The organism is Acinetobacter sp. 1124_18A (assembly GCF_052824995.1).
Genome location: NZ_VTDF01000003.1, coordinates 81,816 through 97,461, shown reverse-complemented (window position 1 = coordinate 97,461; position 15,646 = coordinate 81,816). Strand labels below are relative to the sequence as shown.

The 15,646-nt window shown below is 38.3% G+C and carries 14 protein-coding genes; 7 read left to right on the top strand and 7 right to left on the bottom strand.

Annotated features, from left to right (window positions below; all coding sequences use genetic code 11):
- Positions 1-5 precede the first annotated feature (5 nt).
- The 3 genes from glyS to FY048_RS08095 all read right to left on the bottom strand — a co-directional run bounded on the left by glyS (position 6) and on the right by FY048_RS08095 (position 3,626).
- Positions 6-2,075 carry a glycine--tRNA ligase subunit beta gene (gene glyS, locus FY048_RS08105; RefSeq protein WP_446090782.1) on the bottom strand — a complete coding sequence of 690 codons (2,070 nt, stop codon included), beginning with the start codon at positions 2,073-2,075 and terminating at the stop codon, positions 6-8.
- Complete coding sequence (gene glyQ / locus FY048_RS08100; RefSeq protein WP_151795323.1) at positions 2,075-3,052, bottom strand: glycine--tRNA ligase subunit alpha; 978 nt, start codon at positions 3,050-3,052, stop codon at positions 2,075-2,077. Before glyQ ends, glyS begins: the two co-directional genes overlap by 1 nt.
- 91 nt (positions 3,053-3,143) lie before the next feature.
- The gene (locus tag FY048_RS08095; RefSeq protein ID WP_446090781.1) at positions 3,144-3,626 is read right to left on the bottom strand and encodes a hypothetical protein; all 483 of its coding nucleotides are present in this window, start codon (positions 3,624-3,626) and stop codon (positions 3,144-3,146) included.
- A gap of 137 nt (positions 3,627-3,763) precedes the next feature.
- Between FY048_RS08095 and FY048_RS08090 the strand changes: the two genes are divergently transcribed.
- Complete coding sequence (locus FY048_RS08090; RefSeq protein WP_446090780.1) at positions 3,764-4,546, top strand: tetratricopeptide repeat protein; 783 nt, start codon at positions 3,764-3,766, stop codon at positions 4,544-4,546.
- A 125-nt stretch (positions 4,547-4,671) separates the two neighbouring features.
- On the opposite strand, the gene FY048_RS08085 is transcribed toward FY048_RS08090, so the two are convergent.
- Positions 4,672-5,082: a hypothetical protein gene (locus tag FY048_RS08085; protein WP_446090779.1), complete on the bottom strand. Its 411-nt coding sequence runs from the start codon at positions 5,080-5,082 to the stop codon at positions 4,672-4,674.
- Positions 5,083-5,111: 29 nt separating this feature from the next.
- Here FY048_RS08085 and FY048_RS08080 point away from each other — a divergent pair, with 29 nt between their 5' ends.
- The 4 genes from FY048_RS08080 to FY048_RS08065 all read left to right on the top strand — a co-directional run bounded on the left by FY048_RS08080 (position 5,112) and on the right by FY048_RS08065 (position 8,932).
- Entirely contained in the window at positions 5,112-5,528 is a 417-nt protein-coding gene (locus FY048_RS08080; RefSeq protein WP_446090778.1) for a lysozyme inhibitor LprI family protein, read from the top strand.
- A gap of 108 nt (positions 5,529-5,636) precedes the next feature.
- On the top strand, positions 5,637-6,899 hold the full coding sequence (locus FY048_RS08075; RefSeq protein WP_446090777.1) for a putative DNA modification/repair radical SAM protein: 1,263 nt from the start codon (positions 5,637-5,639) through the stop codon (positions 6,897-6,899).
- Between the two features lie 2 nt (positions 6,900-6,901).
- Positions 6,902-7,699, top strand: a complete 798-nt coding sequence (locus tag FY048_RS08070) for a TIGR03915 family putative DNA repair protein (RefSeq protein ID WP_446090776.1) — start codon at positions 6,902-6,904, stop codon at positions 7,697-7,699.
- Between the two features lie 132 nt (positions 7,700-7,831).
- On the top strand, positions 7,832-8,932 hold the full coding sequence (locus tag FY048_RS08065) for an HPP family protein (RefSeq protein WP_198078135.1): 1,101 nt from the start codon (positions 7,832-7,834) through the stop codon (positions 8,930-8,932).
- Positions 8,933-8,999: 67 nt separating this feature from the next.
- On the opposite strand, the gene FY048_RS08060 is transcribed toward FY048_RS08065, so the two are convergent.
- A complete protein-coding gene (locus FY048_RS08060; RefSeq protein WP_004639576.1) occupies positions 9,000-9,254 on the bottom strand; it encodes a PspC domain-containing protein in 255 nt (84 codons plus the stop codon).
- 251 nt (positions 9,255-9,505) lie between these two features.
- Here FY048_RS08060 and FY048_RS08055 point away from each other — a divergent pair, with 251 nt between their 5' ends.
- Positions 9,506-10,153, top strand: coding sequence for a hypothetical protein (locus tag FY048_RS08055; protein WP_446090775.1), 648 nt, complete (start codon positions 9,506-9,508; stop codon positions 10,151-10,153).
- A 74-nt stretch (positions 10,154-10,227) separates the two neighbouring features.
- Here FY048_RS08055 and FY048_RS08050 read toward each other — a convergent pair whose 3' ends face one another.
- On the bottom strand, positions 10,228-12,051 hold the full coding sequence (locus tag FY048_RS08050) for an acyl-CoA dehydrogenase C-terminal domain-containing protein (protein ID WP_003653705.1): 1,824 nt from the start codon (positions 12,049-12,051) through the stop codon (positions 10,228-10,230).
- Positions 12,052-12,307: 256 nt separating this feature from the next.
- On the opposite strand from FY048_RS08050, the gene FY048_RS08045 reads away from it, so the two are divergent.
- Positions 12,308-14,662, top strand: coding sequence for a hypothetical protein (locus tag FY048_RS08045; protein WP_446090774.1), 2,355 nt, complete (start codon positions 12,308-12,310; stop codon positions 14,660-14,662).
- Between the two features lie 48 nt (positions 14,663-14,710).
- On the opposite strand, the gene aroE is transcribed toward FY048_RS08045, so the two are convergent.
- Entirely contained in the window at positions 14,711-15,499 is a 789-nt protein-coding gene (gene aroE / locus FY048_RS08040; protein WP_446090773.1) for a shikimate dehydrogenase, read from the bottom strand.
- Positions 15,500-15,646 lie beyond the last annotated feature (147 nt).

The following is a 15,646-nucleotide window of genomic DNA, read 5'->3' as shown; positions in this document are numbered from 1 at the left end:
GCTAATTAACCCTGCAACACGCTCACATCAGCAATAGCAGTAAACAAGTTACGCAACTGAGCCAATAAACGTAATCGGTTTGCTTTCAGGTCAGCATCATCTGCCATTACCATTACGCCATCAAAGAATGCATCAATCGGCGCGCGAAGTGCTGCAAGCTTAGAGAGTGCAGCAGTGTAGTCTTTTGCCGCGAGTAATGGTTCAACCACAGGTGTAACTGCTTGAAGCTCAGCAAATAATGCTTTTTCAGCATCTTCAACTAAGTTCGCTGCAACTACAGAACCTTCTGGTGCAGCTTCTTTTGCAAGAATGTTAGCAACACGTTTGTTTGCAGCAGCAAGTGCGGCAGCTTCAGGTAATGCGCGGAAGTGGTTTACAGCATTTACACGTTTGTCAAAATCAAGTGGAGATTTTGGTGCAAGTGCTTGAACGGCTTGAAGTACGTCAACAGCAACGCCTTGGTCTTCGTACTTTGCACGGTAACGACCTTCCAAGAATGCAACAGCATCAGCACGAGTCTTGTCGTGGTCTTTAACGATATCGCCATAACCTTGAAGTGCAAGATTTACTAGCTCTTCAATTGTTACATCTAATTCATTTTCAATGATTAAACGTAAAATACCAATGGCTGAACGACGAAGAGCAAATGGGTCTTTAGAACCTGTAGGCGCTTGTCCAATACCGAAAATACCAACGAGGGTATCTAAACGGTCAGCAAGGGCAATCGTTGTGCCTGTTTTGGTTTTTGGTAAAACATCACCAGCAAATTTTGGTAAATATTGCTCGCCTAAAGCTTCTGAAACTTCAGTGTTTTCGCCTTCAATACGAGCGTAGTAAGTACCCGCAATACCTTGAAGTTCTGGGAACTCACCAACAAGCTCTGAAGTTAAGTCGCATTTAGCAAGTAATGCAGCTTTTTCAGCATCGGTTGTGTTGGCACCAGTGATCGGAGACAACGCAACTGCAAGTTTTGCAATACGTGTTGATTTGTCCCAAAGCGTACCAAGTTGTGCTTGGAATACCATGTTTGCTAGTTTTTCTTTACGAGATGCAAGTGGTTGCTTTTGATCTTGTAAGAAGAAGAATTCAGCATCAGATAAACGCGGGCGAACAACTTTTTCATTACCTTCAATAATTTGAATCGGATCTTTAGACTCAATATTTGAAACAGTAATGAAGTAAGGCTGCAATTTACCTTCGCTATTAATCAAGCAGAAATACTTCTGGTTGTCTTGCATCGTCGTAATAAGGGCTTCTTGAGGAACAGCAAGGAAGCGCTCTTCAAAGTTTGCACGAAGAGCAACTGGCCATTCAACGAGGCTTGTTACTTCATCAAGTAAGTCACTTGGAACAATAGCAGTTGCGTTAACTTCATCAGCTAACTTTTTCACTTGTTCTTGAATAGTTGCTTGACGTTTTTCAAAGTTTGCAACAACGTAAGCTTTTTCTAAAGCAGCTAAATAGTCATTTGCATGCGCTAAAGTCACAGCTTCAGGCGCGTGGAAACGGTGACCATAAGTCACATTGCCAGCTTTGTGATCTTGAATAGTTGCGTCAACAATTTGGTCATCTTTAAGTAAAAGAACCCATTTCACTGGACGTACAAATTCGGTACGGCTTGCAGCAGAACGCATGCGCTTAGCAATCGGTAAGTTATCTAGCGCAGTTTGTAAAATCTGTGGAAGTAAAGCATCAAGGCTTTGACCTTTCACATCTTTTAAATAGCAAACTTTTTCAACTTTACCTGCTTGGAAAGTAGAAAGCTGATCAACTGTAACACCTTGACCACGCATAAAGCCTTCAAGTGCTTTAGTTGGTTTGCCTTCAGCATCGTAAGCCGCTTGAACAGCAGGGCCGTCAAAACGTTTTTGTGTATCAGCTTGAGCAGCATCGATATCAACAATTTTAAGCGCTAAACGACGTGGAGCAGCATAAGCTTCAATTGATGCGAAGTTTAAGCCCGCATCTTTTAAGCCTTTTACCGTTTCGGCTTGTAATGCATCACGTAAGTTTTTTAAGCTTTTTGGTGGAAGTTCTTCACAGCCAAGTTCGAATAAAACAGTATGTTTGCTCATTAGTTTTTCTCCGCCTTTGCTGCTTCACTTTCAGCTTGTGCTTTTAGCTGTGCCAATACTTCATCACGTAAGTGGGGTTCTGCCATTGGGAAGCCAAGCTCTGCACGTGCTTGTACATAACTTTGTGCAATAGCACGCGCCAAAGTACGTACACGTAAAATGTAACGTTGACGCTCAGTTACAGAAATTGCGCCACGTGCATCAAGCAAGTTAAAGGTATGAGATGCTTTAACAACTTGCTCATAAGCAGGAAGAGAAAGTTTTGCTTCAATTAAACGGTTTGCTTCTGATTCGTAAAAATCAAACAGTTCAAATAGTTTCTCAACTGGAGCGTATTCAAAGTTATAAGTTGATTGCTCAACTTCATTTTGATGGAATACGTCGCCGTAAGTCACAGTACCGAATTGGCCTTTGGTCCAAACAAGGTCATAAACCGAGTCAACACCTTGAAGGTACATTGCAAGACGTTCTAAACCGTAAGTGATTTCACCTGTTACTGGGTAACATTCAATGCCACCGACTTGTTGGAAGTAAGTGAACTGAGTTACTTCCATACCGTTAAGCCAAACTTCCCAACCTAAGCCCCAAGCACCTAGCGTCGGAGATTCCCAGTTGTCTTCTACAAAGCGAATATCATGAGTAAGCGTATCAATCCCGATTGCTTTTAAAGAATCAAGATAGAGCTGTTGGATGTTGTCTGGATTTGGCTTAAGTACTACTTGGAACTGGTAGTAGTGTTGCAAACGGTTCGGGTTTTCACCATAGCGACCATCTTTTGGACGACGTGAAGGTTGAACGTATGCAGCATTCCAAGTTTCAGGCCCTAAAGCACGTAAGAATGTTGCGGTGTGGAATGTTCCAGCGCCCATTTCCATGTCGTACGGTTGTAGTACGACGCAGCCTTGTTCGGCCCAATAGTTTTGTAGGGCAAGAATTAAGCCCTGAAATGTATCAATGTGCGAGATGGCGCGACTCATGTAGCATCCACGAATTTATGAGAAAAATTGCCCCTAAGTATAAGGATTTTGTGGGGGAGTGGCAAAGACTAGTTTCTATACCTATAAAAAATTATTGGCTGTCATTTAGCTGGGATTTTCCTGCATGTTTTGCTTTTAATCGAGGTTGAAATGATGCAAAAAACCAGAAAATGAGGCTAAGAATAAAACTTACAGTGAATGTAGAGGTTGAGATCAAAGTACGTCCAACAGTTGGGAATACATAATCAAATATTGGTAAATTATGAGAAATATTTTCATAGATAGCTAAGAAGAAATAAATCAAGCTAAATGATACATGTGCGCCTAACCACATTAATGGAAAGATAAAGCGGTTTTTAGTAATGAGTACTTGGCATATCTTAAGTAGTAATGGGAATAAGATAATATAATAAGTACCAACAAAGATTCCAATAATATAGAGGAGATCAAGTGCAAACTTGCCAGTAAGTACGGACAATAAAATTAAGAGGCTGATCGGGATAAGAGGGGTAATAATAAGAGCAATTTTAGGTTGGTATTCGATATTTAGCGTTGTAGGATTCATCTTAATCATAGTGAGTTATGTTTTTTTAATTCTAAAATGATCTACTGATAATGTCCATGAACCATTAAAACAAGATTATTATCTTTTGTATTTAATACATCTTTTGATAGGATGATTTTTCATAATTTAAATTAGATTGTTTTAGAATGAATTTGAAAAAATATTATTTTGGAGCTTTTATATTATTTTTAGGCTTTGTTGGTTTTTACTCTTTAAAGAATAATTGGATTTATTATTCCGCTAAATATAATCAAAATTTCAATAAGTTAAATGCGGATGAGCTGAATAATTATGCTGCATTATTATATTATAAAAATAGAAATGATTGGATTCGAAGTAAAGAGGGTGATGAGGCCACTGAAGCAAAAAAAGCCTTAGAAATTGAAAAGCTCTTTCAACAAGCGGCTGAACAAGGGAGTGCTTTAGCTAAATTGAATTTGACTACGCTTTATTATCGGAAAGAAGACTTAAGTACTTTTGTACCTAAGATGTTCAAACTATCTGAAGAGGCAGCGCAAGCAGGCAATGCAGATGCTCAGTTCAGGGTAGGTACGTTTTATCATCTAGGTTATGGTGTAGATACAGATTATAAAAAAGCAATGTATTGGTATACAAAAGCTGCTGAGCAGGGTAATCCAGCAGGAATGAATAATATAGGGGTTCTTTATCAACAGGGTTTAGGCGTAACAGAAAATGGTAAAGTTTCAACAGATTGGTATATTAAAGCCGCCAATCTTGGTTATGCGAATGGTCAAGAAAATATGTTTCAAAATTATTATTCTGGGTTAAATGGTCTACCTAAGGATAAAGAGGAAGCAATGAAATGGCGCGATATGTGCTCTTACCGTACCGAGGAGATACCAATACAACCTGTTTATAATATTGATCTTAAAGTTGATGAAACCTATCCGAACACCTGTAAAAAATAAGTAAACCTTTAAACTGTAACTGTGCAGAATGATTGGGGTTATTTCATAAATAGTAGAAATGGATTGTTTCCTATTACTGAGGGAAATTCAACTTATAAGGATTTTATATTCAAAGAGTAGAGCGTTCATTCAATGTTTATATTCTGCTCTTTGGCCTTATTATCTTTGTAGTTATACCAAGTCAATAATGCCCAAAAATTAAAAGCTGTAATTAAGGTAGAAGCCCCAACCCAACTAAAAACTAACTCAGAAAAGAAGGATTCTAAAGGTATATAAATCAGCTCTTTAAAGAAAATGAGTACCCCAAATGTCGTTAATAGTATTGTTAGAAAATTTAATAGCTTAAATCTATTTAGTAGTAAGGATATTGCAATAAAGAATGGTAAAAAGAACAGATATATAATGATTAAAAAATAAAGCATAGGATTTGTTGAAATTAAAATAATGAGTACTGGTATGGGTGCGAACAATAGCCCCTTTATTATGTCTAAATAGCGATAGGCAACCGTTACAGAATTTTTGTTATATTGAGACATATTAAAAATTATAGAATCGAGAATTAATTATGCTGAAATTTTGCTGCAAACTCATTGTTTTATCCAGCCTTTTTTGTAGTACATGGCTTTATGCACAGACCGATGCTGATCAGCAAGATGAATATAATCAATGTGTAGATCAGACCATTAAAGAAATGCAGCTTGAAAGTATTAACAACATGGTTGTGCATAGTTGTTCTGAACAAGCTAAAAAGACTTATGAAGAAAAAATTGTGGCTCTCATTGATCAAATTCGTACACAAAGCGAAGAATATAAACAGCCAGAACGTTATCAAGATATTTTAAAATCTCAGCGACTTTGGAAAGCTTATGTAGATCAGGAATGTAGTAATGCCGGTTCATATATTGGCTCACCGATGTATTCGTATTGCCCAATGCAAGAGTATGCAGCGCGTGTAAAGCAACTTGAAGAATACGTTAATTAGACGGATTATTTTAAACGTCACCTCATGACGCTTAGCGTGCTTCACTGGATTAAATTTAAGAATGCAAAATGATATTTTTTAAACGATGCCATAAATGAGTCGTTTGATATGTCTGATCGCATTCGAGAAAAACTACAGATTCTTGCCGATGCTGCTAAATATGATGTGTCTTGTTCATCAAGTGGCAGTGACCGTAAAAACAAAGATAAAGGTCTAGGTGATGCTAGTCATTCAGGAATTTGCCATAGCTATACTGAAGATGGCCGCTGTGTATCTCTCTTAAAAATTCTATTTAGTAATGTATGTATTTTTGATTGCGCCTATTGCGTTTCACGCCGTTCTAATGATGTCCAGCGTGCAGCTTTTACCGTGCAAGAGGTTGTAGACTTAACCATTAATTTTTACCGCCGTAATTATATCGAAGGCTTATTTTTAAGCTCGGGCATTTTTAAATCAGCCGACCATACGATGGAGCGTATGCTTCAAGTTGTGAAGAAGTTGCGCCTTGAAGAAAATTTTAATGGCTATATTCATCTAAAAACTATTCCGGGAGCATCGCCTGAACTGATTCATGAAGCAGGTTTATATGCTGACCGTATGAGTATTAATTTAGAGATGCCGACCGAGGTTGGCCTAAAAACTTTTGCACCAGAAAAATCACATCAGGTAGTGCAAAAAGATTTAGGTTTAGTCCGTGACAGGCTGATTCAGCTTAAAGATGAGCGACAAATCATTAAGCATGTGCCGAAATATGTACCAGCAGGGCAGACCACCCAAATGGTAGTGGGCGCTCATCAAGAGTCAGACCAAGATGTCTTGTTTATGGCAGACAAGCACTATAAAGAATTTAAACTCAAACGCGTCTATTTTTCGGGCTATATCCCAATTAATACTGAAAATAATTACTTGCCAGCAGTGGGTTCTGCACCGCCATTACTGCGGGAAAACCGCCTCTATCAAAGCGATTGGCTGATGCGTTTTTATGGTTTTCAGGTCAATGAAATCGTCAATGAAAAACACCCAAATTTGGATCTTGATGTAGACCCAAAATTAAGTTGGGCTTTAAGGCATCCTGAGCAGTTTCCAGTAGATCTAAACCGTGCAGATTATCAAATGATTTTGCGTGTACCGGGCATTGGGGTGAAATCTGCGAAGAAAATTGTGCAGGCTCGCCGCTTTGGCAAAATCCACATCGATTTACTTAAAAAGTTAGGTGTTGCCTACCAGCGAGCAAAATTCTTTATCCACTGTGAAGACAGTCCAAAATTCCAAAAAGAATTATCTTCAAGCTTTATCCGACAGCAGATTTTAACGCAGGGTTCATCGAAATATGTGCAGCAGCTTTCGCCCCAATTAAGCCTTGGGTTTTAGTTATGTTTAATGATGAAGTGGCTTACTATTTTGATGGTTCAATGATTGGACTGCTCAGTTGTGTGTTTCGCGCATTTCAATTTAAAGAATTACAGGTCAGACTCTGTTTAAATGATGTGGCTCAACATGGGTTATTTGCCGATAAAATTGAGGTTTCAAATAATGAGCAACATGCCGAACGTGTGTGGTCCGCGCTGCAAAAAAAGCTTTCTTCGTCTTCTTTAAGACAATTTTATTTTGCTTATTTATCTGAGTCTTTAGATGCCTATCAGCATTTATTGAATTACTGTATTTATGTGTTTACTAGCCATGTTTCCATAGAAAAAGATTATTCGCACCCAAGTGTTTTAGCAATTTCGCAGTGGACGAAAAAGGTGGGGCGAGAGAAGCATCGAATGGAAGCTTTTATCCGTTTTAAGAAAACCAAAGAGGAGCTTTTTTTAAGTTTGGTACGTCCCGATTTTAATGTTTTACCGCTCATTCAGCCGCATTTTAAACGGCGTTATCAGGACCAGCATTGGCTCATTTATGATGAGAAACGTAAGTTTGGACTTTATTATGATTTACGTGAAATACATGAAGTTTCATTAGAAGCCTCGGATGTTGATCGTAATTTAAAAAATGGAATGAGCCAAAGCTTTCAGCTTGAGCTTGATGAGCAAGAAGTCTTATATGACCAGCTTTGGAAAGATTATTTTAAGAGCGTGAACATTACGGAACGTCAGAATATAAAACTTCATGTGCAATATTTGCCGAAACGTTATTGGCGCTACTTAAATGAAAAATTAATTGAATATTAAAGTTTTAAAATAACAAAAGATGGTTCAACAGAGTTTCTTATCTTTGAAAGATATAATTTAAATGCACTTTATGTGGCTTTGAGCGTATACTTTTGCCCGTTATAAATAACGGCATATCCCCAAAGGTGTACTGTGAGTGTTATACAGCGAGAATGGTTACAGATTTTAAAACCAAATTTTAAGGTTTTGCCTTTAAAAGAACGGTTGCTTTGTGGTGTTGGAGCACTGTGTGGTTTAGCAATTTCTTCCTTAATTAGCTGGTATGTTTTAGGTGGAATTAATGCCTGGTACATTGCACCCATGGGAGCTTCATCTGTTCTCTTATTTGCTGTGCCAACCAGTCCATTGGCTCAACCATGGAATGTGATTGTTGGTAATACGCTAGCCGGAATTATTGGAGTTGCCTGTGCACAGTGGATTCCTGATTTAACCACTGCTTTTAGTGTCGCAGTAGGCTTTGCCATATTCTTAATGATGACCACTGACTCTTTGCATCCACCAAGTGGTGCAGTCGCGATTACGGCTGTGTTAGGTGGTGCTGCAATTCATAAATTAGGCTTTTATTTTATTTTTTATCCGGTTCTGCTCAACTCGTTACTTTTACTCGGTTTTGCCGTCTTTTTTAATAGATTAATTGGAAGACATTATCCAGTTACCGCACGTCTCAATGAGCGTAGTAAAGATCCAACACCGACTCAAAAAGTATCGATTCAACCGAAAGATATTGAATACGCTTTAGAGCACCACACTGAATTGCTAGATATTAGCCAGTACGATTTAGAAAAAATTATTTTAGATGCACAAGAACATGCCAACGAACGCATAGTCAATCAATATACCTGTCAGGATATTATGAGCCGTGATGTGATTAAGCTGCATGAAGATGATGATATTCATCAGGCACTGGATAAGTTCAAGCATATTAATCTCATGAGCTTACCGGTGGTAAATGCTGACAATCATCTAGTAGGAACTTTAGCTTTATATGAAGTTGTGGAATGGTTTAAAGGTGCAGCGGACCCAAGAAACTCTTGGCAGCATTATGTGAAACAGATTATGAGTCATAGAGTGGTGACAGTATTGCCAACACAGCCTATTCAAGATCTTGTACCTTATTTTGTCGAAAAATCTTTTAATTATATTCCGGTGGTCGAAGAACGGAAGTTAATCGGAATGATCAGCCGCGCAGATATGATTGCTGCTTTACAACAACAGTTAAACCGTAAAATATAATCTAAAAAAACAGAGCAAAAAAAAGCTACGGTTGATTAGGGGATGCAACCGTAGCGACCAAAATTAATTAACGTGTTTGTTCTTCATGTACAGTTCGGACGGATTGTCGATAGCCTTCAATATGTTCTGGCTGTTTTTTCGGAATGACTAACCACAAAACCAGATAAACTAAGATTCCGGGAAAGGCCGCACTCATAATTGAAATCACAACAAAAATAATGCGTAGTAAAGTTACGTTCCAACCAAAACGTTCAGCAATACCACCCATTACACCGGCGATCATGCTATGTCGGTTCGAGCGATATAAACCAGAACTGGCCATCTAATTCTCCTTAAAAATAAAAAGTTGCAAGGAGTTGTTTATTCTCTTGCTTAATAAAAATATGGAGACGAAATAACGGGTTTAAAGTCTTCTAAAAAGTAAAATGGTTAAAATATGTAAAGGATTGGAATGAAGGAAACTAACATCAACTAAAATGCACCTTTTCAGGGCTTAAGGGTTTATGGCAGCAATGGGCTCGTGCCTGAAATGAATATAAACATGGTTGTTGCTGTTATCTGTGAATAATGTATATGTCTTTGAAGCGGTCTAGGTTTTTAGTTAAGCATTTGGTTGTAGGGACTATGATGTGCCTGACACTTAGTGCTTGCGACATAAACCATACCAACTCCAAAGATCACTCTAGTGCAAGTTCTAATTCTACCGATGAAGAAAATTTAATAAAAAATAGTACATCTACAAAAACATTAGATTATGTGGCAGGTCGTACTTTTTTACCTGAAGAAAATTTAGATCAAACCAAAAAATTAAGCGCAATTTCATTGCAATATGTAGGGCGATATCACACCCGAATTTCATGTGAGGATGCGTTTGCCGATTGTGAGTCTGGAGAGGCAGAGTACATTTTAAATTTATTACCCAATGGATCAGCTTATTGGAATGTTATTCATTTTGGCCGAGTGGGAAGTAAGGATGGAGCCAAAAGTACTGCTATAAATCAGTTGTGTCCTGATTTAAATTGGAAAGTACATGAAAGAGAGCATGAGTTAACCATTCACTGTCCTTTATCTAATGTTAATTTTTATTTTAATGTTGATTCAAACAAAAGATTGATCGTGAATCTAGAAAAACTGTTTTATAGCGACTACGGTAAAAACCGTGAGTTTTTGGAACAAAACTATTTTGTTCCGAAGCAAGCTTATGTCCTGACTAAAGAATAAATATTAAATTTTTACTTGAATAAAAAAGAGCGCAATATGAATTGCGCTCTTTTCATTTCACGATTTAAAAATCATTAGTAGTCGAAGCTAAAGTGTTCAACTGGTAATGATGTTAATGTGCGAGAGGTTGTCACCATTGATTCTGCATGACCTTGAGTACGAGGTAACATACGGTCAAAGTAGAAGTCTGCAACTTTGATTTTTGCTTTATAGAATTCAGGTGTTTCTGCACCATCACCTGCTTCTAGTTTTTCAGAAGCAATGACTGCTTGTTGCGCCCAGAAATAAGCCATCATCACGTAACCTGAGAACATCAAGAAATCTACAGAAGCAGAAGATACGATGTCACGGTCTTTACGTGCAGCAAGCATGATACGAACTGTTAAAGTGTTCCATTGAGCACAAAGCTTAGTTAAATCCCAAGCAAAACGACGTAAGTATTTATTACGTGCGTGTGCAGCACAGAATTTTAAGATTTCAGCAGTGTAGTCACGAACCACTTTACCTTTTGAGCTAAGCAATACTTTACGACCAATCAAATCAAGTGCTTGAATGCCTGTTGTACCTTCGTATAGCGTTGAGATACGAGCATCACGAGCGATTTGTTCCATGCCCCATTCTTTGATGTAGCCATGACCGCCGTAAACTTGCATACCGTTGTTTGCAGCTTCTAAACCAAGTTCAGTCAAGAAACCTTTCAAAATTGGTGTGTAGAAACCAAGTTTATCATCGTAGTCTTCGTAAGCAGCTTGGTCGCCACGTGTTAATGCATCTGTCATTTTGTCTGCAAGTTTTGCAGCATGATAGATCATTGAACGACCACCTTCAGCAATTGCTTTTTGAGTCAACAACAGGCGACGTACGTCAGCATGATGAATGATGGCATCTGCAACTCTTTCAGGTTCTTTTTTACCAGAAAGTGCACGCATAGACATACGATCTTTCGCATAAGGTAATGCACCTTGGAACGATAACTCAGCGTGCGCAATACCTTGAACAGCAGTACCAATACGTGCTGTATTCATGAAGGTAAACATTGCATGTAAACCTTTGTTGACTTCACCGATTAAATAACCAGTGGCGTTATCAAAGTTTAGTACAGCGGTTGCAGAAGCACGGATCCCCATTTTGTGTTCGATTGAACCACAGGTCACTGCATTACGTTCACCGATGCCACTATCAGCAGTTGGGATAAATTTAGGTACGATAAATAATGAAATACCACGAGTACCAGCAGGCGCATCTGGAAGACGTGCAAGTACGATGTGAATAATATTTTCAGTTAAATCATGTTCACCGGCAGAAATGAAGATTTTTGTACCAGAGATTTTATAAGTGCCATCTGCTTGAGGTTCAGCTTTAGTTTTAACTTGCCCTAAGTCGGTACCACATTGAGGTTCGGTTAAGCACATTGTGCCGCTCCAAGTTCCTTCAACAAGTTTAGGCATATACGTTTGTTTTTGCTCATCGGTACCGAATTGCAAAATGGTGTTCATACAACCCGAACTTAAGCCAGGGTACATGGTAAATGACCAGTTTGCAGTACCCATCATTTCTGATTTGATGAGGTTTAAAGACATTGGTAGGCCTTGACCACCAAATTCTTCTGGATAAGAAAGACCTTGCCAACCACCCATAACGAACTGGTCATAAGCTTCTTTAAAGCCTTTAGGTGTAGTTACTTCGCCGTTGTCAAAATGGCAACCTTCTTCATCGCCAGACTGGTTAAGTGGCGATAATACGTTTTCACAATAATCTGCCGCACCTTCAAGAATCATATCAACGGTATCTGGATCTGCATTTTCACCATTTGATAAAGTTTTGTAGTGAGCAGGGTAATCTAATACTTCATTCATTAAGAAGCGAATATCGTGTAGCGGGGCTTTATATGCTGGCATGGCTTTAATCCTAATTTTGAATCATTGTGGGATTATCTGAATCGATGATTTGATTATTCACTCGCATGATAAAAATACAATGATAATCACATCCGAAAGAAATGTCAGAAAAGCGAATTTTGTCGAAAATAAATACACCTGAAAATACATTTTCTGCTACATTCAGGACTTATACTTTTATGTGAAAAAACAACTATTTTTTTATTTTTAGCAAGTTTTGCTAAAAAGATAAAGCGATAAGGTTTTAAAAAAGGTTATGCATTTAAAATATCTCAGTTTATGTTTATTCAGTTTGGGTTTGACCGCATGTGCGCAGCATAGCCTACGTCCATCAGTGGCATCTGCTCATTTAGATCAAAAAGTCATTCAGGGTATGAATGCAATGTATGAATACCCAAGCTATGACTACCGCGGGCATTTTAAAGTTAATGTTGATTCAAATCAGCCCAACAAAATAAGCACTGTAGAGAAAAGTGCTCAACTTGATGCTGAAGTGCAAAAAAAAGTAGATCAATATTTACGTGAACAAAAAATTAATTTGAATAAAAAACAGAAGCAGGCGCTTTATGCTGCAATTGCAAATGAGCAATCTGTTTCAGGTGTATCTGGCGAATCACGTTCAGAAAAAGTAAATGCCGTATTAATCAATTTATTAAATGATCTCCAATTTAGTTACGATGGTTCAGTTCATTATCATCAAAAAATGGGGTCTTTCAACCTCACTGCAAGATATGAAAAACCGACTTTGCTCGTGCAGGCAAAATTGCCAATGGTGCTTGATCTAAAGGATTATAAGTTTTACGTTAATTATTTCGGATTAATGCCTTATTTAGTTAATAAAGATAATCAAAACAACTTAGCCTATGTCGATTTTTCGAAATATAAGGATCTGTTTACGAACGTCGATATGAAGAAGTTCGTTGAATATGCGAAGGCTTCTGGCGCCGTGTCTTATCGTTTGGCTGATCCGCAAAATTTACAACGTTTACCAATTACAGACGCTGACCGCAAAGCGGGAATTGTAGAAAAAATTCGTTTAAAAGATACGGTTGAAGAGTTGCTGCTGCAAGTCGATCTATATGGTCAAGTCAATGAAAAATACCTGCAAAAAAGTGTTTTAGGATTTGATGATCAAAAGATTGCTGAATCTATAGCAACTGAACTCGCAGCTTCTGAAGCTAAGAAAAAGTCGGGTGGTGCCGAAGGGCAGAAGGTTTCTTCTGAAGATGCAGCAGCAGTCAGCCAACAACTTTACTCACTCATTAACGCTCATTTTGGCGGTACATTGGCTTCTGAGGAAGGCGATGAAGAACAATCAAGTGCAGCTCAAGATGCCGCGGCAGCAGCAGAGGAAGCTTCTGCTTCAGGCCATGATGAGGATGCTGCTGATGTTGCGGTAGCGGATGCAGAACAAACTACCCAAGATGAAGACGGCCCAACCCTTACAGAAGAACAATGTGTTGAATTACAGACCCTTAAAAAACCAGTAGTTTTAGGGGATATTAATTACTGTCAAATATATGGTGTTGATGTTCTTGATCAAAGCGTAGAGAGTACCCAAAAAACTCAGATCAAGTCTCGTCAAGCTGCTTTAAAACAAACTTTTGCCGCTTATGATCAGAACCAGTTTGTGAATGATGAAGCATTCAAAGCTTTATGGTTAAAGTACAAAGCAGAGATCGAACAAGCTTTACCAAAACAAAGAAATCCAATTACGATTGATGTTGGTCTCGATGAAAAAGGCCGTGCAGTCAACGTAGATTATGATATTGCATATACACCTGCTGAATTTAACCATCGCTTCAATATTAAAGCAGACATGCAAATTCTAAATTATGGTAAAGCAACCTCAATTAATCAGCAGCAACTTAAACAAGCTAAATCAGTTGCAGAGGCAAGCAAAGGTTCTTTGTTTGAAAACTTCGTAAAAGGTTTTAGTGAAAAACTTGGGCAGAGTGATGTTTCTGAACATCCAGTTGGCTCACATAGCGATGTACAAGATTTAGATTCGAATCTGGCGCTGTTGGCTAACCAAACTTATGATGCAACACGTGCCTATGACAAAACGTATAAGGCTGTGTTTATTGCAAAATTGACTGCCGAAAAACCGTCATATATTAATTATTATTCAGTTCAACAGTTGCAAGAAATTGCCGAAGTTTATGCTTATTGGTTCTCTGAAGAAGAAACCTATAATCCTCAAGGTAAGGCTTTAGAGCGTATCGAGGCATTGCAGAAAAAGCATCATCTTGAACAAGAAGATCAGTTTGATAATGATTTAGGCCGTGCTGTAGACCATATTGTGACTACAACAATACAAGGTAAGGCGGGGCGTGAAGCATGGCAAAAATTACAGAAACAATATAAGCAGCCTGAGCAGCTTTTCTCAAAACAATATCAATTAGAATTTGAACAACAAAATGGTGCTTCTGCTGAAGAGAAACCATTGTTATCACAAACGGCTGATATTTTAGGGAAGGTGTATGTTGCTGCACGTAAACAGCAACTTAAGGAAAAAACAATTCAGAATTTAAAACCTGAACATAATGAATTTATTGATTATGAGATTTTCCGAGATGTTTATCAGCAAATGGTTACGACCAAAAAATAATAAATGAAGTAAAAGAGAACCTACATGATGTAGGTTCTTTTTTTATATTTATAGAAAATCTTTTAATTCAGGTCTTACGCCATTCCAGATAGAAAAGGATTCAATAGCCTGACCGACTAACATCCCAAAACCTTCAGAATAGGGCACATTGCGTTGTTTAGCTTGATCAAGGAAGCTAGATGGTTTCCCATATGCCATTTCATAGGCATATTTAAACTCTAAAGTTTCTGGGAGTTGTAATGCATCACCCGAGAGGCTTGCAGAAGTCGCATTAATTACAATATCAAACTTCCCTTCTAGCTCATTTAGAGAAATTGCTTGTAATTGAGCTTGCGGGACGGCTACTTTTAGGTCATCTACAAGTTGCTCTGCACGAGCTAAAGTACGGTTTGCAATCACAATCTTTTTTGCGCCAGCTTGTACTAGTGGATAAATAACACCACGAGTTGCACCCCCAGCTCCTAAAATTAAAATAGTCGTATTTTCCAGGTTCCAGTCTAAAGCTTGAATCGCGGCAACCAAGCCTTGGCCATCAGTATTATCGCCGTGCAATTTCCCATTTTCCATCCATAACGTATTAACTGCTTTTGCAATCTGAGCACGCTCGGTTAGCACATCGCACAAAGCGAAAGCCTGTTCTTTAAACGGCACAGTAACGTTCATGCCACTTCCGCCATTTGCAAAGAAACTACGCATACTCGGCTCAAAACCATCAAGAGGGGCAAGACGTTTTTGATAGTCGAGATCAACACCTGTTTTTTGAGCGAAAGCATGATGCAATTCAGGAGAGCGTGATTGTTCGATTGGGTTGCCAATTACTGCAAACTGTTTGGTCATTCTTATATCCAAAATTTTAAAATGGCATGAAGCAGTTAAAAACGTGTGCTGAATATTCAGCAGGCCTCACTATAAGCCAAATTGGAATAAGAAAAAATATTTGAATGAGGTTCAGAAAAGTGAAAATAAAAAAGGAGATTCTTTAGG

Bases quoted from the DNA above. Each gene is read 5' to 3' on its own strand.
- glyS (WP_446090782.1), bottom strand. From the start codon at position 2,075: ATGAGCAAACATACTGTTTTATTCGAACTTGGCTGTGAAGAACTTCCA.
- glyQ (WP_151795323.1), bottom strand. From the start codon at position 3,052: ATGAGTCGCGCCATCTCGCACATTGATACATTTCAGGGCTTAATTCTT.
- FY048_RS08095 (WP_446090781.1), bottom strand. From the start codon at position 3,626: ATGATTAAGATGAATCCTACAACGCTAAATATCGAATACCAACCTAAA.
- FY048_RS08090 (WP_446090780.1), top strand. From the start codon at position 3,764: ATGAATTTGAAAAAATATTATTTTGGAGCTTTTATATTATTTTTAGGC.
- FY048_RS08085 (WP_446090779.1), bottom strand. From the start codon at position 5,082: ATGTCTCAATATAACAAAAATTCTGTAACGGTTGCCTATCGCTATTTA.
- FY048_RS08080 (WP_446090778.1), top strand. From the start codon at position 5,112: ATGCTGAAATTTTGCTGCAAACTCATTGTTTTATCCAGCCTTTTTTGT.
- FY048_RS08075 (WP_446090777.1), top strand. From the start codon at position 5,637: ATGTCTGATCGCATTCGAGAAAAACTACAGATTCTTGCCGATGCTGCT.
- FY048_RS08070 (WP_446090776.1), top strand. From the start codon at position 6,902: ATGTTTAATGATGAAGTGGCTTACTATTTTGATGGTTCAATGATTGGA.
- FY048_RS08060 (WP_004639576.1), bottom strand. From the start codon at position 9,254: ATGGCCAGTTCTGGTTTATATCGCTCGAACCGACATAGCATGATCGCC.
- FY048_RS08055 (WP_446090775.1), top strand. From the start codon at position 9,506: ATGTCTTTGAAGCGGTCTAGGTTTTTAGTTAAGCATTTGGTTGTAGGG.
- FY048_RS08050 (WP_003653705.1), bottom strand. From the start codon at position 12,051: ATGCCAGCATATAAAGCCCCGCTACACGATATTCGCTTCTTAATGAAT.
- FY048_RS08045 (WP_446090774.1), top strand. From the start codon at position 12,308: ATGCATTTAAAATATCTCAGTTTATGTTTATTCAGTTTGGGTTTGACC.
- aroE (WP_446090773.1), bottom strand. From the start codon at position 15,499: ATGACCAAACAGTTTGCAGTAATTGGCAACCCAATCGAACAATCACGC.